Source organism: Streptomyces sp. NPDC002446 (genome assembly GCF_053595675.1).
In genome coordinates this window covers 51,645-68,053 of the sequence record NZ_JBSFYC010000026.1, presented here as the reverse complement: position 1 = coordinate 68,053, position 16,409 = coordinate 51,645, and the positions used below count along the sequence as shown (strand labels likewise).

The 16,409-nt window shown below is 74.0% G+C and carries 16 protein-coding genes; 10 read left to right on the top strand and 6 right to left on the bottom strand.

Annotated features, from left to right (window positions below):
• Window positions 1-130 precede the first annotated feature (130 nt).
• On the bottom strand, window positions 131-1,384 hold the full coding sequence (locus ACWD6P_RS17180) for a condensation domain-containing protein (protein WP_451444919.1): 1,254 nt from the start codon (window positions 1,382-1,384) through the stop codon (window positions 131-133).
• Window positions 1,385-1,675: 291 nt separating this feature from the next.
• On the opposite strand from ACWD6P_RS17180, the gene ACWD6P_RS17175 reads away from it, so the two are divergent.
• The 3 genes from ACWD6P_RS17175 to ACWD6P_RS17165 are packed head-to-tail and all read left to right on the top strand — an operon-like array spanning window position 1,676 to window position 5,357.
• A complete protein-coding gene (locus tag ACWD6P_RS17175) occupies window positions 1,676-3,295 on the top strand; it encodes an AMP-binding protein (RefSeq protein ID WP_451444918.1) in 1,620 nt (539 codons plus the stop codon).
• Complete coding sequence (locus tag ACWD6P_RS17170; protein WP_451444917.1) at window positions 3,292-4,536, top strand: MFS transporter; 1,245 nt, start codon at window positions 3,292-3,294, stop codon at window positions 4,534-4,536. The genes ACWD6P_RS17175 and ACWD6P_RS17170 overlap by 4 nt, the downstream gene beginning before the upstream one ends.
• Window positions 4,537-4,568: 32 nt before the next feature.
• The gene (locus tag ACWD6P_RS17165; RefSeq protein ID WP_451444916.1) at window positions 4,569-5,357 is read left to right on the top strand and encodes a uracil-DNA glycosylase; all 789 of its coding nucleotides are present in this window, start codon (window positions 4,569-4,571) and stop codon (window positions 5,355-5,357) included.
• Between the two features lie 75 nt (window positions 5,358-5,432).
• Here ACWD6P_RS17165 and ACWD6P_RS17160 read toward each other — a convergent pair whose 3' ends face one another.
• The gene (locus ACWD6P_RS17160) at window positions 5,433-6,344 is read right to left on the bottom strand and encodes an SDR family oxidoreductase (RefSeq protein ID WP_451444915.1); all 912 of its coding nucleotides are present in this window, start codon (window positions 6,342-6,344) and stop codon (window positions 5,433-5,435) included.
• Window position 6,345: 1 nt separating this feature from the next.
• On the bottom strand, window positions 6,346-7,152 hold the full coding sequence (locus tag ACWD6P_RS17155; protein ID WP_451444914.1) for an SDR family oxidoreductase: 807 nt from the start codon (window positions 7,150-7,152) through the stop codon (window positions 6,346-6,348).
• Window positions 7,153-7,234: 82 nt separating this feature from the next.
• On the opposite strand from ACWD6P_RS17155, the gene ACWD6P_RS17150 reads away from it, so the two are divergent.
• The 4 genes from ACWD6P_RS17150 to ACWD6P_RS17135 are packed head-to-tail and all read left to right on the top strand — an operon-like array spanning window position 7,235 to window position 10,678.
• Entirely contained in the window at window positions 7,235-8,008 is a 774-nt protein-coding gene (locus ACWD6P_RS17150; RefSeq protein ID WP_451444913.1) for an enoyl-CoA hydratase family protein, read from the top strand.
• Window positions 8,005-8,844, top strand: a complete 840-nt coding sequence (locus ACWD6P_RS17145) for a CoA transferase subunit A (protein ID WP_451444912.1) — start codon at window positions 8,005-8,007, stop codon at window positions 8,842-8,844. The genes ACWD6P_RS17150 and ACWD6P_RS17145 overlap by 4 nt, the downstream gene beginning before the upstream one ends.
• Window positions 8,841-9,611 carry a CoA-transferase subunit beta gene (locus ACWD6P_RS17140; protein ID WP_451444911.1) on the top strand — a complete coding sequence of 257 codons (771 nt, stop codon included), beginning with the start codon at window positions 8,841-8,843 and terminating at the stop codon, window positions 9,609-9,611. Before ACWD6P_RS17145 ends, ACWD6P_RS17140 begins: the two co-directional genes overlap by 4 nt.
• Window positions 9,608-10,678 carry an NAD(P)H-dependent flavin oxidoreductase gene (locus ACWD6P_RS17135; RefSeq protein ID WP_451444910.1) on the top strand — a complete coding sequence of 357 codons (1,071 nt, stop codon included), beginning with the start codon at window positions 9,608-9,610 and terminating at the stop codon, window positions 10,676-10,678. The genes ACWD6P_RS17140 and ACWD6P_RS17135 overlap by 4 nt, the downstream gene beginning before the upstream one ends.
• Window positions 10,679-10,709: 31 nt before the next feature.
• On the opposite strand, the gene ACWD6P_RS17130 is transcribed toward ACWD6P_RS17135, so the two are convergent.
• Genes ACWD6P_RS17130 through ACWD6P_RS17120 form a run of 3 tightly spaced genes read right to left on the bottom strand, consistent with a single transcriptional unit; the run spans window position 10,710 to window position 13,263 of the window.
• Window positions 10,710-11,867 (bottom strand): acetyl-CoA C-acetyltransferase, encoded by a 1,158-nt coding sequence (locus ACWD6P_RS17130; protein ID WP_451444909.1) that lies wholly within the window; start codon window positions 11,865-11,867, stop codon window positions 10,710-10,712.
• A 9-nt stretch (window positions 11,868-11,876) separates the two neighbouring features.
• On the bottom strand, window positions 11,877-12,488 hold the full coding sequence (locus ACWD6P_RS17125; RefSeq protein ID WP_451444908.1) for a TetR/AcrR family transcriptional regulator: 612 nt from the start codon (window positions 12,486-12,488) through the stop codon (window positions 11,877-11,879).
• Window positions 12,481-13,263 carry an SDR family oxidoreductase gene (locus tag ACWD6P_RS17120; protein WP_451444907.1) on the bottom strand — a complete coding sequence of 261 codons (783 nt, stop codon included), beginning with the start codon at window positions 13,261-13,263 and terminating at the stop codon, window positions 12,481-12,483. Before ACWD6P_RS17120 ends, ACWD6P_RS17125 begins: the two co-directional genes overlap by 8 nt.
• Window positions 13,264-13,342: 79 nt before the next feature.
• Between ACWD6P_RS17120 and ACWD6P_RS17115 the strand changes: the two genes are divergently transcribed.
• The 3 genes from ACWD6P_RS17115 to ACWD6P_RS17105 are packed head-to-tail and all read left to right on the top strand — an operon-like array spanning window position 13,343 to window position 16,373.
• A complete protein-coding gene (locus tag ACWD6P_RS17115) occupies window positions 13,343-14,227 on the top strand; it encodes an enoyl-CoA hydratase (RefSeq protein WP_451444906.1) in 885 nt (294 codons plus the stop codon).
• A complete protein-coding gene (locus ACWD6P_RS17110) occupies window positions 14,227-15,393 on the top strand; it encodes an acyl-CoA dehydrogenase family protein (protein ID WP_451444905.1) in 1,167 nt (388 codons plus the stop codon). Before ACWD6P_RS17115 ends, ACWD6P_RS17110 begins: the two co-directional genes overlap by 1 nt.
• Window positions 15,393-16,373: an acyl-CoA dehydrogenase family protein gene (locus tag ACWD6P_RS17105; protein WP_451444904.1), complete on the top strand. Its 981-nt coding sequence runs from the start codon at window positions 15,393-15,395 to the stop codon at window positions 16,371-16,373. Before ACWD6P_RS17110 ends, ACWD6P_RS17105 begins: the two co-directional genes overlap by 1 nt.
• The last annotated feature ends 36 nt before the right edge of the window (window positions 16,374-16,409 follow it).

Sequence of the window (16,409 nt, the reverse complement as noted above, 5' to 3'; positions counted from 1 at the left end):
GCCGTACGGGGCCGGGCGGGGCCGGTGGGGGCGCGGCGCGGCCCGGCGGCGGGGGCTCTTCGGGGGCGGGCGGCGGTTGGCCGCGGCAACTCCCGTGGTCGTGGGGCGATCCGGCGCGGGCGGTTTCCCGTCAGGGGCGCCCGGCGGCGGTCAGCAGGCTCTCGTGGACGTCCCACAGCACTTCGGCGCACTGCGCACGGCTGAGGTCCTTGGCGGTGAGCCGGAGCGTGAGCGCGTCCGCGCTCTCCAGGGCGCGGACGTAACATCGCGGGCCGATGGTGGTGAAGGGTTCCTCCCAGGTGAGGGCGGGCGGGCCGGCGGGCCGCGGCTGCGGGGCGCCCGATGGCGCTTCGTCCGGCAGGGCCACGTAGTTGAAGGCGCAGGCCGGTTCGGCGGCGGCGGGCATACGGGCGCGCAGCGCGGCGACGGCGGTGACGTCGTGCGTTCCGTGCCGGAAGGCGCCGAGGCCGGTCCAGTGCACGGCGTCGGCGAGTGTGACCAGGTCGTCGTTGCGGGCGTGCTCGATCAGCGCCGGTACCCACTGGTTCATCGAGGTCACCACGTGCTTCCAGCGGCCGGTGAACCGGTTGGCGCTCATCAGCTGCACCAGCAGGGTGTCGGCGCCGCATCGGCGGGCCACGCTGCGGGCGTAGGCGGCCAGGAGGACGCTGGAGACGGAGACCCGGGCGCGTTCGGCGATGGTGTGTGCGGCCGGGCGGGCGGGTGCGGAGCGGAGGGTGCACTGGACGGCGGTGCCGGCCGTGCCGTCGGTGTGCGGCAGGGCGACCGAGGGGGCGTGGCCCAGCAGGTGCGTCCAGTGGTCGAGTGCCGCCGTCTGGCGGCGGAGTCCGGCGGGGCCGTACTGCTCCGCGGCGAGGTCGGCGGGGCCGGGCGGGGTGGGGCCGAGCCCTTCGGGGTCGGTGAGTGCCTGCCGGAACTCCCGGTGGAGCAGTTCCTGCGCCCAGGCGTCGGCGGCGATGTGGTGCTTGACGAACAGCAGGTGGGTGGGGGTGCCGTCGCGGGTCAGCAGCCGTGTCCGCCAGGCGTGTTCGCGGGCGAGGTGGAAGGCCTCGGTGGCGAGTCGGGCGGCGAGCCGCTCGGGCTCGGCGTCCCCGCCCTCGGTCACCGGCAGGTGGTCGTCGAAGTCGGCGTCGGGCGGCAACTGCCGTGGTGCTGCGGCGTCCTGGATGTCGTAGCGGGTGCGCAGTGACGGGTGCCGGGTGGCGATCGCGCGTATCGCCGTGCGCACCTGGTCGGTTCCGACGCCCTGGGGAAGTGGCCAGGCCGCCGCGTTGTTCGGCTCGTGCCACCGTCGCGCCGGGAGCCCCCGGATGTCGTGCCATACCGAGAGCTGGCCCAGCGAAAGCGGTCCTGCCTCGGACATACGATCCCCCATCAACACACTTCCATCATGCGAAAGATGAATTCCATGCAGAGCCGACGCTGCCACATTCTGCTGAAGCCTGTCCAGGTCGAACCGCCCTCGAATACCCCCAAACGTGACCCACCTCACACGCCGCACCCGTCGCGGACATGAGAGCCTGACCACCGTTCTACGGAATCCAACTTCCGCACAGCGAAAGCCTGATGGGCCCCCGGGGCGCCACAAGGGGCTTCGCCATGTGCGCTTCGCCATGTGCGCCACACGTGCGTCAAGACAAGGGGTCACCGCCACGTGAGTCAGCAGCCGCCGGCACCGGCCGGCTCCGCCGGGGAATTCCTCCATGACTTCCTGCTCGCCGCCGGTCGGCACACCCCGGACGCCCCCGCCGTCATCGAGTCCGCACAGCCCGGCCCGACCACCGTCACCACCTACGCCCAACTCGGCGCCCTGGTGGACCGCTACACCGCCGACCTGCACACCCTCGGCATCGAGACCGGCGCCCGGGTCATCCTGGAGTCCGACGCCGACGCCCGCTCGCTCGCGATGTTGCTCGCCGTCTCCCGGGCGGGCCTCGCCTTCATCCCGGTGAGCCCGGAGACGCCGCAGCAGCGGCTGCGGTCCGTCATCGACACCGCCCGGCCCGCCCTCCACCTCCAGGCCCCGGACGGCACCCGCGCGGCCCTCCCCCGGGCCGTCGGAACCGCCCGCTTCGGCCCCACCGGGCTGACCGTGGAGCGCGCTCCCGAACAGCCCCGTCCGCGCCGCCGGATGCCCTGTGTCACCGACCCCGCGTACATCATCTTCACCTCCGGCACCACGGGCCGCCCCAAGGGCGTGGTGATGAGTCACCGGGCGGTGGTCGCGTTCTACCGGGGCATGCTGACGCAGCGCATCGCCACACCACAGGACCGCATCGCCAGTACGTCGCCCCTGCAGTTCGACTTCTCGCTGCTCAACATCGGTCTGGCGCTGGGCAGCGGCGCCAGTGTGGTGCCGGTACCGCAGAGCCTGGTGCGCTGGCCCCGGCATCTGCTGCGGGTGCTGCGCGAGACCGGTGCCACCCAGGTCAACGGCGTACCGTCGATCTGGCGGCAGATCCTGCGCCATGAGCCCGAGCGGCTGGCCGCCCTCGACCGGCTGCGCTCCGTCCTGTTCTGCGGCGAGGAGTTCCCGCTGCCCGAACTGCGCCGGCTCCAGCAGCTGCTGCCCCAGGCGCGCATCATCAACTGCTACGGCGCCACCGAGTCGATGGCCTGCTCCTTCGAGGAGGTGCCGAGCCCCCTCCCCGGGAGCGTGCGGCGGCTGTCCATCGGGGTCGCCCACCCCGGCGCGGAGATGCTCCTCGTCGGCGAGCGCGGCGAGGTCGTGGACGAGCCCGGCGTGCCCGGCGAGATCCATCTGCGCAGCCCCGCGCTCTTCTCCGGCTACTGGGACGACCCGCGGGCGACCCGCTCGGCGCTGGTTCCCGACCCGCTGTGCCCGCAGTCCGGTCAGGTGGTCCTGCGCACCGGCGACCTGGCCGTCAAGGGCACGGACGGCGAGTTCTACTTCTGCGGCCGGACCGACTCCCAGGTGCAGATCAACGGCAACCGCGTCGAACTGGGCGAGGTGGAGCGCCGGTTGACGGAGTTCCCCGGCGTCACGGCGGCGACCGCGATGGCCCTGCCCGGGCCCGAGGGCGCAGGGCGGCGGCTGGCCGCCTTCGTCGTCCTGACGGCGGATCACCCCGCCGTGGCCACCGCGGAGCTGGGCGAGTTCTGTGCGCAGACGCTGCCCCCGTACATGGTTCCGCAGGAGATCCGGCTGCTGGACGCGCTGCCCACGACCGCGAACGGCAAGGTCGACCGCGCGGCCCTGGCGCACGCCCTGTCCGTACGCCCCGCAGGAGAGAGAGCGGAGGAGAGCACGTGAGCAGAATCGACGTGTCCGGCCCGGCGACCGGCGGGCTCCGGCTGGGCCGGCTGCGCGGGTACATACGGGTGCGGGCGGGCGGCCTGCCCGGTGCGTTCTGGGTGCTGTGGGGCGGGTCGCTGGTCAACCGCCTGGGGTCGATGGTCAACCCGTTCCTGAGCCTGTATCTGACCGGGGCCCGAGGCGTCTCCGTCGCGGCCACCGGGATCGTCCTCGGCGTCGTCGGCGTCGGGTCGGTCATCTCCCAGCCGCTCGGCGGGTTCCTCGCCGACCGCTTCGGCCGCCGGGTGGCGCTGACCGGCGGAATGCTGGCCAACGGCGCGACCCTGCTCACGCTCGGCCACGCCCCGAACCTCACGGTCCTGGTCGTCTGCTGCTTCGTCCTGGGCATCACCATCGACCTCTTCCGTCCGGCGGCCCAGGCCCTGATCGCCGACGCGGTGCCCGCCGCCGACCGCACCCGCGCCTTCGGCCTCCTCCTGTGGGCCGTCAACCTCGGCTTCTCGCTCGCCATGGTGCTGGGCGGCTACCTCGCCTCGCACGGCTACCGGCTGCTGTTCTGGCTGGACGCGGGGGCCTGCGCCTTCTTCGGCCTGCTGGTCTGGACCGCCATCCCCGAAACCCGCCCGGCCGCCCGGGAACGCACGGCGGGCAGCTACCGCACCGTCCTCGGCGACCGCACGATGGCGGCCTTCGCCGGCATCATCGTCGTCTACGCGATCGTCTTCCAACAGGCCTTCGCGACCCTCCCGTTGGCGATGCAGGGCGTAGCGGCTTCGAGCAGCGCCTACGGCATCGTCATGGGCGTCAACGGCATCGTCGTCATCGCGGTGCAGCCGCTGATCGGCCACCGGCTGGCGGCCTTCGACAAGAGCCGGGTGCTCGCCACCGGCTTCACGATCGCGGCCTGCGGCAACGCGGTGGCGGCCGCCGCCTCGGCGACCGCCGTCTACGCACTGGCCGTCGCGGTCTCCACCGTCGGCGAGATCCTGGTCTTCGCCGTCACCGCGGCCGTCGTCGCCGACCTCGCGCCCGCCCACCTCCGCGGCCGCTACAACGGCCTGATCGGTATGGCCTGGGGCACCGGCTTCCTGATCGCACCTATCGTCGGCACCCGCCTCCTGGTCCTCGGCCCCACCACGCTCTGGCTGGCCTGCGCCACGCTGTGCCTGGTCGCGGCGGCGGGCCAGCTCCTGCTGGCGCCGTTGCTCCGCCGCCGCGCGGACGCCGCCGCCACCTGAGCGGCGGCGCGGTGCTCGTCTACCGTGGGCGGATGGACGAGACGGGGACGGCGCAGTCGCCGGGCTTCGACGACGGCGCCTATCCGGCCCACCACGCGGCGCGCTGCCGGGGACTGGCGGAGCTGACGGACCGCCTGGTGCGGTGCCGGGCCTGTCCTCGGCTGGTGGCGTGGCGGGAGCAGGTCGGGGCGAGCCCGCGGGCGGCGTTCCGGGACTGGGAGTACTGGGCGCGGCCGGTCCCCGGGTTCGGTCCGGCGGACGCGGCGCTGGCCGTCGTCGGGCTGGCGCCCGCCGCCCACGGCGGCAACCGGACCGGCCGGATGTTCACCGGGGACGCCTCAGGCGACTTCCTGTTCGCCGCGCTCCATGCGGTGGGTCTCGCCTCCCAGCCGACCGCGACGCATCGCGGGGACGGGCTGGAGCTGTACGGAGTCCGGGTCACCGCGCCGGTCCACTGCGCTCCGCCCGCGAACAAGCCGACACCGGCCGAGCGGGCCACCTGCCGGCCGTGGCTGGCGGCGGAGTTGGAACTGCTCGCCCCGGAACTGCGCACGATCGTGGCGCTGGGCGCCTTCGCCTGGCAGGCGCTGCTGCCCGTACTGGGCGAGGCGGGGTGGGCACTCCCCCGGCCCCGCCCCGCCTTCGGCCATGGCGTGGAACTGTCCCTGCCCGCCACCGGCGGACGCCGGGAGCTGCACGTCCTGGGGAGCTACCACCCCAGCCAGCGCAACACGTTCACCGGCCGGCTCACCGACGACATGCTCGTCGGTCTGCTCACCCGGGCTGCCACTCTCGCGGGGCTGAGTACCGGGCGGCGGTGAGGCGGCGTACCGAGGAGGCGGCGGTCCGGCGTACCGGACGGCGACGAGCCGGCGTCCGTCGCCTCCGCTCATGCGTCACCGCGCCCCGTACACCGGAAGCGGGTCCCCCGTCTCCGCCAGCAGCTTGCGGGCCGTCTCGCCCGCCTCCGCCGGGGTCCAGCGGCCGCCCTTGTCAGCGGTGGGGCCGCGGCGCCAGCCCTCCATGACGGTGATCCGGCCCGCTTCGGCTTCGAAGACGCGGCCGGTGACGCCGTCGCTGGCGGTGGAGGCGAGCCACACCACCAGGGGGGAGACGTTCTCGGGGGCCATCGCGTCGAACTCCCCCTCGGCGGGCGCCGCCATCGCCCCGGCGAAGGTCCGCTCGGTCATGCGGGTGCGGGCGGCGGGGGCGAGGGCGTTGCTCTGTACGCCGTAGTGGCCCAGCTCGGCGGCGGCGACGAGGGTGAGGCCGACGATGCCCGCCTTGGCCGCGGAGTAGTTGCCCTGGCCGACGCTGCCGAGCAGTCCGGCGCCCGAACTCGTGTTGATGATCCGGGCGTTGGGCGTACGGCCGGCCTTGGCCTCGGCGCGCCAGTGGGCGGCGGCGTGCTTCAGCGGCAGGAAGTGGCCCTTGAGGTGGACGCGGATGACGGCGTCCCAGTCGTCCTCGTCGAGGTTGACCAGCATCCGGTCGCGCAGGAACCCGGCGTTGTTGACGAGGGCGTCGAGGCGGCCGAAGGCGTCGAGGGCGGTGGCGACGAGCGAGGCGGCGCCGTCGGCGGTGGTGATGTCGCCGGTGTGCGCGACGGCCCGGCCGCCGTGGGCGTGGATCTCGTCGACGACCTGCTGGGCCGGTCCGGACGAGCCGCCGGCGCCGTCCTGGGACACGCCCAGGTCGTTGACGACGACGGCGGCCCCTTCGGCAGCGAGGGCGAGGGCGTGGGCGCGGCCGAGGCCGCGGCCGGCGCCGGTGACGGCGGCGACGCGTCCGGCGCAGATTCCGGTCATGTCAGCTCTCCTCGGGGGCGGGCGGTTTCGCGGGCTGATTGACGGTGGCGGCGTCGAGGAAGGCGGGGCGCTCCCCGCCGCCGTGGACGAGCAGGCTCGCGCCGGTGAGATACGCGGCCCGGTCGGAGGCGAGGAAGACCCCGGCGTCACCGATCTCGTCGGGCTCGGCGAGCCGGCCGAGCGGCACGGTGGCGCCGACGGCCGCGACGCCCGCCTCGTCGCCGTAGTGCAGGGCGGAGAGTTCGGTGCGCACCATCCCGAGGACGAGGGTGTTGACCCGGACCAGCGGGGCCCATTCGACGGCCATGGTGCGGGCGAGGCTCTCCAGGCCCGCCTTGGCCGCGCCGTAGGCGGCGGTGCCGGGCGAGGGGCGGGTGCCGCTGACGCTTCCGATCATGATGATCGAGCCGCCGGCGGGCTGTCCCCGCATCACCTCGTACGCGGCGAGGGAGGCGGTCAGCGGGGCGGTGAGGTTGAGTTCCAGGACCCGCGCGTGCCGTTCGGGGTCGGCCGCGCCGAGCAGGCGGTACGGCGTGCCGCCGGCGTTGTTGACCAGGCAGTCGAGGCGGCCGTGCGCGGCCGCGACATGGCGGAGGAACTCCCGCACGGCGGGCGGGTCGCGCAGGTCGAGCGGGCGGTAGTGGGCGGTGCGGCCGGCCGCGGTGACGGGGGTGTCCGGGGGCCGCCGGGCGCAGACCACGACCTCGGCCCCGGCCCGCAGGAACGCCCGCGCGATCCCCGCGCCGACGCCCCGGGTGCCGCCCGTGACGACGGCCACCCGCCCGGACAGATCGAGAGTCAGGCTCAACCGGCACCCCTCCCGCAGCGCGCGATCCGCTGCTAACTTCGCTACCTAACAAACGCTTGGTGGAAAGGTAGCTGATCCGCTCATGGGTGTCTCCACCTCCCGGCCCGAACCGGGCGTCGCGGTCGTCACCGTGGACTTCCCACCGGTCAACGCCCTTCCCGTGCAGGGCTGGTACGCCCTCGCCGACGCCGTGCGCGCGGCCGGCCGGGACCCCGGCATCCGCTGTGTGGTGCTCGCCGCCGAGGGGCGCGGCTTCAACGCGGGCGTCGACATCAAGGAGCTGCAGCGGGACACCGCCGACGGCGGCCACGGCGCGCTGATCGGCGCCAACCGCGGCTGCGCCGAGGCCTTCTCGGCGGTCTACGACTGCGAGGTGCCGGTCGTCGCGGCGGTGCACGGGTTCTGTCTGGGCGGCGGTATCGGCCTCGTCGGGAACGCCGATGCGATCGTGGCGAGCGACGACGCGACCTTCGGCCTGCCGGAGCTGGACCGCGGCGCGCTCGGTGCGGCCACCCACCTCGCCCGGCTGGTCCCCCAGCACCTGATGCGCGCGCTCTACTACACCGCACGCACCGCCACCGCCGCCGAACTGCGGGCGCACGGCTCGGTCTGGAAGGTCGTACCGGGGGATCGGCTCCACGCCGCCGCGGTGGAGCTGGCGTGCGAGATCGCCCGGAAGGACGGCGTGCTGCTGCGGCTCGCCAAGGCCGCCATCAACGGCATCGACCCCGTCGACGTACGCCGCAGCTACCGCTTCGAGCAGGGGTTCACCTTCGAGGCGAACCTCAGCGGAGTCGCCGACCGGGTCCGCGGCACATTCGGCACCGGGAACCGACAGGGGGCCGGCCGGCCATGACCGACAAGACCATGACACCCGACGAGGTCGTCGCCCAGCTCGGCAGCGGGATGACCCTCGGCATCGGCGGCTGGGGTTCGCGCCGCAAACCGATGGCGCTGGTGCGGGCGCTGCTCCGCTCCGAGATCACCGATCTCACCGTCGTCTCGTACGGCGGGCCCGATGTGGGCCTGCTCGCCGCGGCGGGCCGGATCCGCAAGCTGGTCGCCGCGTTCGCGACCCTGGATTCCGTCCCGCTCGAACCGCACTTCCGCGCGGCCCGCCAGCGCGGCGCGTTCGAGCTGGTGGAGGTCGACGAGGCGATGTTCATGTGGGGGCTGCGGGCCGCCGCCAACCGGCTGCCGTTCCTCCCCGTACGGGCCGGCCTCGGCTCGGACGTGATGCGCGTCAACCCCGGCCTGCGGACCGTGACCTCGCCGTACGAGGATGCGGAGACGCTGGTCGCCATGCCCGCGCTGCGGCTGGACGCGGCGCTGGTCCACGTCAACCGCGCCGACCGGCTCGGCAACGGCCAGTACCTGGGCCCCGACCCGTACTTCGACGACCTGTTCTGCGCGGCCGCGGACCGGGCGTATGTCTCGTGCGAGCGGCTGGTGGACGGGTTCGCGACGGCCGTCCCGCAGACCCTGCTCGTCAAACGGCACTCGGTCACCGGAGTCGTCGAGACGCCGAACGGCGCGCACTTCACCTCCTGTGTCCCCGACTACGGCCGCGACGAGCCCTTCCAGCGGCTGTACGCGACCACGCCGTGGCCGCGGTTCGCCGAGCGGTTCCTGCACGGGGACGAGAAGACCTACCAGTCCGCGGTCCAGACCTGGCACGAGGAGCAGCAGTGAGGACGACCCCCACGACGGCCTCCAGGGCGGCCTCCGCGCCGACCCGCGCCGAGTACTGCGTGCTCGCCTGCGCCGAGGTCTGGCGCGACGCCGGCGAGGTGCTCGCCAGCCCGATGGGCGTGATCCCGTCCGTCGGCGCCCGGCTCGCCAAGCGCACCTTCTCGCCCGACCTCCTGCTCACCGACGGCGAGGCGCGGCTGGTGGATCTCGACGGGGAGACCGAGGGCTGGCTGCCCTACCGGCAGCACCTGGCCATGGTCACCGGCGGCAAGCGACACGTCATGATGGGCGCCGCCCAGCTCGACCGCTTCGGCAACCAGAACATCTCCTGCATCGGCGACTGGCAGCGGCCGGACCGCCAGCTCCTGGGCGTACGCGGAGCGCCCGTCAACACCCTGAACAATCCGGTCAGTTACTGGGTGCCCAAGCACTCCCCGCGGGTCTTCGTGGAGCGGGTCGACATGATCAGCGGAGTCGGCTATGACAGCGCGGCCGCCGCCGGGCCGTCCGCGACCCGCTACCACCACATCGCGCGCGTCGTCTCCCACCTCGGGGTCTTCGACTTCGCGACGGCCGACCGCGCGATGCGGCTCGCCTCCGTGCATCCGGGTGTCACGGTCGAGGAGGTCCGGGCGGCCACCGGATTCCCGCTCGTGGTGGCCGACGAGGTGCCCCGCACCCGGGAGCCCTCGGCCACCGAGCTGCGGCTGATCCGGGAGGTCATCGACCCCGAGGGCCTGCGCGACGGCGAGGTGCCGGCGGTATGACGGCCCCCCGCATCGAGACCCGGCTGACCGAGCTCGTCGGGGTGCGGTATCCCCTCGTACAGACCGGCATGGGGTGGGTGGCCGGGCCCCGGCTGGTGTCGGCCGCCGCGAACGCGGGGGCGCTGGGCATCCTCGCCTCGGCCACCATGACCGTCGGGCAGCTGCGCTCGGCGGTCCGCGAGGTCAGGTCCCGTACGGATGCGCCGTTCGGCGTCAATCTGCGGGCGGACGCGGGCGATGCGGGCGAGCGGGTGGGGGTCATCGTGGCGGAGGGCGTACGGGTCGCCTCGTTCGCCCTGGCCCCGTCCCGTGAACTGATCGCCCGGCTCAAGGACGCGGGTGTGCTGGTCATCCCGTCCGTCGGGGCCCGCCGGCACGCCGAGAAGGTGGCCGCCTGGGGCGCGGACGCGGTCGTCGTGCAGGGCGGTGAGGGCGGCGGGCACACCGGGAGCGTCGCCACGAGCGTGCTGCTCCCCCAGGTCGTGGACGCGGTCGGCATCCCGGTGATCGCCGCGGGCGGGTTCTTCGACGGCCGGGGCCTGGTCGCGGCGCTCTCCTACGGCGCGGCCGGCGTCGCCATGGGCACCCGCTTCCTGCTGACCTCCGACAGCACCGTGCCGCCGGCCGTACAGGCCCGCTACCTGGCCGCGGCCGTCAAGGACATCACCGTCACCACGAAGGTGGACGGTCTGCCGCACCGGATGCTGCGCAGCGAACTGGTCGAGGCGCTGGAGCGGTCCGGGCGGGCCGCCGCGCTGCTGAGGGCGGTGCGCCATGCCGCGTCGTTCAGGAAGCTGTCCGGGCTGAGCTGGGCCCGGATGGTCCGGGACGGCCGGGCGATGAAGCACGGCAAGGAGCTGTCCTGGAGCCAGGTCCTGCTCGCGGCCAACACCCCGATGCTGCTGCGGGCGTCGATGGTGGAGGGCCGCACGGACCTCGGGGTGATGGCCGCCGGGCAGGTCGCCGGGCTGATCGAGGATCTGCCGTCCTGCGCGGAGCTCGTCGAGCGGATCATGACCGAGGCGCACGGCACGCTCACCGCGCTGCCCCGGCCCGACGCCGACTGACGCTGATGCCGATGCTGATACTGATGGCCCATCAGATCCGTTCGATGATGGTGACGTTGGCCTGCCCGCCGCCCTCGCACATGGTCTGCAGCCCGAACCGGCCGCCGGTGCGCTCCAGTTCGTGCAGCAGCGTCGTCATCAGCCGGACGCCCGTCGCCCCGAGCGGGTGGCCCAGGGCGATGGCGCCGCCGTTGACGTTGACCCGCTCCGGGTCGGCGCCGGTCTCCCGGAGCCAGGCCAGCACCACGGGCGCGAACGCCTCGTTGATCTCGACCAGGTCGATGTCGTCGATCGTCATGCCCGCCTTCTTCAGCGCGTACGCCGTCGCGGGGATGGGCGCGGTCAGCATCCGGATGGGGTCCTCGCCGCGTACCGACAGATGGTGGATGCGGGCCCGCGGGGTGAGGCCGTGCTCGGCCACCGCGCGCTCGGAGGCCAGCAGCATGGCGGCCGCGCCGTCGGAGACCTGCGAGGAGACCGCCGCGGTCAGCCGGCCGCCCTCGACGACGGGTGCCAGCGCGGCCATCTTCTCCAGCGAGGTGCCGCGGCGCGGTCCCTCGTCGACGGTGACGTCGCCGTAGGGGACGGTCTCGCGGTCGAAGCGGCCCTCGTCGATGGCGCGGACGGCCCGCCGGTGGGAGCGGAGCGCGAACTCCTCCATGTCCCCGCGCGTGAGGTGCCACTTGGTGGCGATCAGTTCGGCGCCGTGGAACTGGTTGACGGGCTGCTCGCCGTAGCGGGCCCGCCAGCCTTCGGAGCCGGCGAACGGGCCCTCGGCCAGGCCCAGCGGTTCGGCGGCCTGACGGCTGGCGAAGGCGATCGGGATCTGCGACATGTTCTGTACGCCGCCCGCGACGACCAGGTCCTGCGTGCCGGAGAGCACGCCCTGGGCAGCGAAGTGGACGGCCTGCTGGGAGGAGCCGCACTGGCGGTCGACGGTGACACCGGGGACCTCCTCGGGCAGCCCGGCGGCCAGCCAGCAGGTACGGGCGATGTCCCCGGCCTGCGGGCCCACCGCGTCCAGACAGCCGAAGACGACGTCCTCGACGGCGGCCGGGTCGGCGCCGGTGCGGGCCATCAGCGCGGTCAGCACATGGGCGCCCAGGTCGGCGGGGTGGACGCCGGACAGACCGCCGCCCTTCTTGCCGACCGGGGTGCGGACCGCGTCGATGATGTAGGCCTCGGACATGCTGGTCTCCTAGGTCAGATTCTGCGGACCGGCCGGCCGCTTCCGCAAGGCGATGCCGTCGAGCACCGTCGACAGGTACTGGCGGGCGATCTCCTCGGGGCCGTGCCGTGCGCCCGGCCGGTACCAGGACGCGGCGACCCAGACGGTGTCGCGGACGAACCGGTACGTCAGCCGGATGTCGAGGTCGGCGCGGAAGACGCCGGCGGCCACTCCGCGCTCCAGCGTGCCCAGCCAGGCCTGCTCGAACTTGCGCTGCGCGGCGGCGAGGTAGCCGAAGCGCGGCTGCTGGGCGGCGAGGTGGCGGGCCTCCTTCTGGTAGATGGCGACGGCCGCGCGGTGCCGGTCGATCTCCCGGAAGGACTCGGTGACCAGGGCCTCCAGGGTTTCGCGCGGGCCGAGCCGGGCGCCGAGCACCGCGTCGTAGCCGTCCCACAGCTCGTCCAGGAAGGTGGAGAGGATCTCGTCCAGCATCGATTCCTTGGAATCGAAGTGGTAGTAGAGGCTGCCCGCGAGCATCCCGACCGCGTCCGCGATCTGCCGGACCGTGGTCGCGCTGTAGCCCTGGACGGCGAACACCTCCGCGGCGGCGGCGAGGAGTTCACGGCGGCGGGCCTCAGGCATGCTGGGAGCTGACGGAGACGGTCTCGCCGGTCATGTACGAGGCGTAGTCGCCGGCCAGGAAGACGATGACGTTGGCGACCTCCCAGGGTTCGGCGTGGCGCTTGAACGCCTCCCGCTCGGTGAGCTCCGCGAGCAGCTCGGGCGTGGTCACCTTCACCAGGTGCGGATGCATGGCGAGGCTGGGGGAGACCGCGTTGATCCGTACGCCGTACTCGGCGGCTTCCACGGCGGCGCAGCGGGTCAGCGCCATCACCCCGGCCTTGGCGGCGGCGTAGTGGGCCTGGCCGCGCTGGGCGCGCCAGCCGACGACGGAGGCGTTGTTGACGATCACGCCGCCGCGGCCGGCGCCGCGCATCCGGCGCAGTGCGGCCCGGGTGCAGCGGAAGGTGCCGGTCAAGGTCACGTCGAGGACCTGGCTCCACTGCTCGTCGGTCATCTCGGCGAGGTCGGCGGTGCCGCCGAGCCCGGCGTTGTTGACCACGATGTCGAGGTGGCCGTGGCGCTGCTCGGCCAGCTCCAGCAGAGCGCCCACCTGTTCCTCGTCGGTGACGTCGCAGGGCAGCGCGGCGACCTTGTCCGCGCCGAACTCCGCGGTGAGCGCCTCGGCGGCCTCCTTCAGCCGCCGCGCATGGGCGTCGCCGACGACGATCCGGGCGCCCTCCTCCAGGAAGCGCCGGGCGGTGGCGCCGCCGATGCCGGCGCCGGCGGCCGCGGTGATCACGGCGGTGCGGCCGGCGAGCAGATCGTGGCCGGGCACATAGCGGGGCGTGGTCATCCGCGGGCCTCCTCGGGCCTCGACGCTGCTCCTGGCCGTACGTTAACCTACCAAACACTTGTTAGGGAAGGAGGGGCGGATGCCCGCTGCCCACGACGACGAGCCCGTGCGCTACGCGCGCCAGGGCCCGGTCGCGACCGTCACCATGAACCGCCCGGACTACCGCAACGCCCAGAATTCCGCGATGACCTACGCCCTCGACCGCGCCTTCTACCGCGCCGCGGACGACGACGAGGTCAAGGTCGTCGTGCTCGCCGGCGCGGGCCGGCACTTCTCCGCGGGCCATGACATCGGCAGCCCCGGGCGCGATGCGCACCTCCCCTTCGATCGCACGGCGGGGCTGTGGTGGGACCACTCGGACAAGGCGGGCGCGGAGAGCCGCTTCGCCCGCGAGTCCGAGGTCTACCTCGGCATGTGCCGCCGCTGGCGGGAGCTACCCAAGCCGGTGCTCGCCGCCGTCCAAGGAGCCTGCGTGGCGGGCGGGTTGATGCTCGCCTGGGTCTGCGATCTGATCGTGGCCGCCGACGACGCCTTCTTCGCCGATCCGGTCGTCCGCATGGGGATCCCCGGCGTCGAGTACTTCGCGCACCCGTGGGTGATGCCACCGCGGATCGCCAAGGAGTTCCTCTACACCGGGGACCGGATGAGCGCACAACGGGCGTACGAGGTGGGCATGGTCAACCGCGTCGTACCGCGCGACGAACTGGCCGACCGGACAACGGAGTTGGCGCTGCGCATCGCCCAGATGCCGCGGCTGGGACTGGCGCTGACCAAGCGCGCCGTCAACCAGGCAGAGGATCTCCAGGGGCTGCACGGCGGCCTGGACTCGGTCTTCGGCCTGCACCATCTCGCGCACGCGCACAACGCCGAGACGGCCGCGGACCCGCTGGGCGGTATGGACATCCATGCGATGCGGCGGCACACCGGGGACCGGCAGCAGCCCTCCCGCGGGGCAGGTTCCTGATGGACCTGGCCTTCACCGCCGCCGAGGACGCCTTCCGGGCCGAGGCCCGCTCCTGGCTCGCGGACCATGTGCCCGCCGCCCCGCTGCCCTCGCTGGAGACCGCGGAGGGCTTCGCCGCCCACCGGGAGTGGGAGCGCCGCCTCTTCGCGGACCGCTGGTCGGTGGTCTCCTGGCCCGAGGAGTACGGCGGCCGGGGCGCCTCGATCCTGCAGTGGCTGATCTTCGAGGAGGAGTACTACGCCGCGGGCGCCCCCGGCCGGGTCGGCCAGAACGGCATCAGCCTCCTGGCCCCCACCCTCTTCGAGCACGGCACCGCTGAGCAACTCGCCCGGATCCTTCGCCCCATGGCCAGCGGCGAGGTGGTCTGGGCGCAGGCCTGGTCCGAGCCGGAGGCGGGCTCGGATCTGGCGTCGCTGCGCTCGACGGCGGTGCGGACCGCGGGCGGCTGGCTGCTGAGCGGACAGAAGACCTGGTCCTCCCGGGCCGCCTTCGCCGACCGCGCCTTCGGTCTGTTCCGCAGCGACCCGGACACCGCCCGGCCGCACCAGGGCCTGACGTATCTGATGTTCCCGCTGGACGCACCGGGCGTGACGGTGCGTCCCATCGGCCGGCTCGACGGCAAGCCCGCCTTCGCCGAGCTCTTCCTGGACGAGGTGTTCGTGCCCGACGCGGACGTGATCGGCGAGCCGGGGCAGGGCTGGCGGGTGGCGATGAGCACCGCGGGCAACGAGCGCGGGCTGACGCTGCGCAGTCCGGGCCGCTTCACCGCGGCCGCCCGGCGGCTGGCCGCGCTCTGGCGCGACACCCCGGACGCGGCCGGGCCCCTCGCCGACCGGGTGGCCGATGCGCTGATCGGCGCCCGCGCGTACCAGCTCTTCGCCTACGCCCACGCCTCCCGGCTCGCGGAAGGCGGGTCGCCGGGCGCGGAGTCGAGTCTGAACAAGGTCTTCTGGTCCGAGCTGGACATCGCCCTGCACGAGACCGCGCTGGACCTGCTCGGCCCGTACGGCATGCTCGCCGACGACGCCGAGGAGGCACCCGCGCACGGGAGCTGGGCCGACGGCTACACCTTCGCGCTCGCCGGGCCGGTCTACGCCGGCACCAACGAGATCCAGCGGGACATCATCGCCGAGCGGCTGCTCGGTCTGCCGAAGGGACGCCGGTGATGCGCTTTCTCCTGACCAAGGAGCAGCGGGAGTTCGCCCGTGCGCTGGACGGCATGCTGGGGGCCGCCGACACCCCCGCGGTGGTGCGGGCCTGGGCGTGCGGGGACGCCGCGCCGGGCCGTGGCCTCTGGGCACGGATCGCGGCGGCGGGGGTGTTCGGGCTCGCCGTTCCGGAGCGGCACGGCGGGACGGGGCCGCTGCCGGTCGAACTGGCCGTCGCCTTCGAGGAGTTGGGGCGGCACGCGGTGCCGGGCCCGCTGGTGGAGACGGTGGCGGCGGCCGTGCTGTGGGACCGGCTGGGCGAGCGCGCCGCGGCCGGGGAGTGGCTGCCGCGGATCGCCGCCGGCGACGCCGTCGTCAGCCTGTGCGCGGGAACGCCGTACGCGCTGGACGCGGATGCCGCCGACGCCGTCCTGGTCGTCCGGGGCGACACCGTCCGCCGGACGGACGACCACGGGCCCGTGCAGCCCTCGCTCGACCCGGCCCGGCGGGCGGCCCGGCCGCGCGGCGGCACCGTCCTCGCGCGGGGACCGGAGGTGACCGCGGCCGCCGCGCACGCCGCCGGCCTCGCGCGGCTGGCCACCGCGGCGCAGTCGCTCGGCCTCGGCCGCACACTGCTGGCAAAGACGGTCGCCTACGTCCGGCAGCGCACCCAGTTCGAGGTGGCCATCGGCTCGTTCCAGGCGGTCAAGCACCGGCTGGCGGACGCCCTCATCGGGCTGGAGTTCGCGCGGCCGCTGGTGTACGCGGCGGCGCTGGCGGTGGCGGCGGGCGCCCCGTCGGCGGGCCGGGAGGTGGCGGCGGCCAAGGTCGCCGCGGGCGAGGCCGGCTACGCCGCGGCCCGTACCGCGCTCCAACTGCACGGCGCCGTCGGGTACACGGAGGAGCTGGACCTCTCCCTGTGGATCCGCAAGGCCCGCCCGCTGCGGGACGCCTGGGGTACGCCGGCGGAGTGCCGGGCGCGGGTGTTGGCGGACTGAGCGGACCACCACCGGCGCACGTACTGACTGACCGTC

Excerpts from the sequence above, each read along its gene's own strand:
- ACWD6P_RS17180 (WP_451444919.1), bottom strand. The coding sequence starts at position 1,384 with ATGTCCGAGGCAGGACCGCTTTCGCTGGGCCAGCTCTCGGTATGGCAC.
- ACWD6P_RS17165 (WP_451444916.1), top strand. The coding sequence starts at position 4,569 with ATGGACGAGACGGGGACGGCGCAGTCGCCGGGCTTCGACGACGGCGCC.
- ACWD6P_RS17160 (WP_451444915.1), bottom strand. The coding sequence starts at position 6,344 with ATGACCGGAATCTGCGCCGGACGCGTCGCCGCCGTCACCGGCGCCGGC.
- ACWD6P_RS17150 (WP_451444913.1), top strand. The coding sequence starts at position 7,235 with ATGGGTGTCTCCACCTCCCGGCCCGAACCGGGCGTCGCGGTCGTCACC.
- ACWD6P_RS17145 (WP_451444912.1), top strand. The coding sequence starts at position 8,005 with ATGACCGACAAGACCATGACACCCGACGAGGTCGTCGCCCAGCTCGGC.
- ACWD6P_RS17135 (WP_451444910.1), top strand. The coding sequence starts at position 9,608 with ATGACGGCCCCCCGCATCGAGACCCGGCTGACCGAGCTCGTCGGGGTG.
- ACWD6P_RS17130 (WP_451444909.1), bottom strand. The coding sequence starts at position 11,867 with ATGTCCGAGGCCTACATCATCGACGCGGTCCGCACCCCGGTCGGCAAG.
- ACWD6P_RS17125 (WP_451444908.1), bottom strand. The coding sequence starts at position 12,488 with ATGCCTGAGGCCCGCCGCCGTGAACTCCTCGCCGCCGCCGCGGAGGTG.
- ACWD6P_RS17120 (WP_451444907.1), bottom strand. The coding sequence starts at position 13,263 with ATGACCACGCCCCGCTATGTGCCCGGCCACGATCTGCTCGCCGGCCGC.
- ACWD6P_RS17115 (WP_451444906.1), top strand. The coding sequence starts at position 13,343 with ATGCCCGCTGCCCACGACGACGAGCCCGTGCGCTACGCGCGCCAGGGC.
- ACWD6P_RS17110 (WP_451444905.1), top strand. The coding sequence starts at position 14,227 with ATGGACCTGGCCTTCACCGCCGCCGAGGACGCCTTCCGGGCCGAGGCC.
- ACWD6P_RS17105 (WP_451444904.1), top strand. The coding sequence starts at position 15,393 with ATGCGCTTTCTCCTGACCAAGGAGCAGCGGGAGTTCGCCCGTGCGCTG.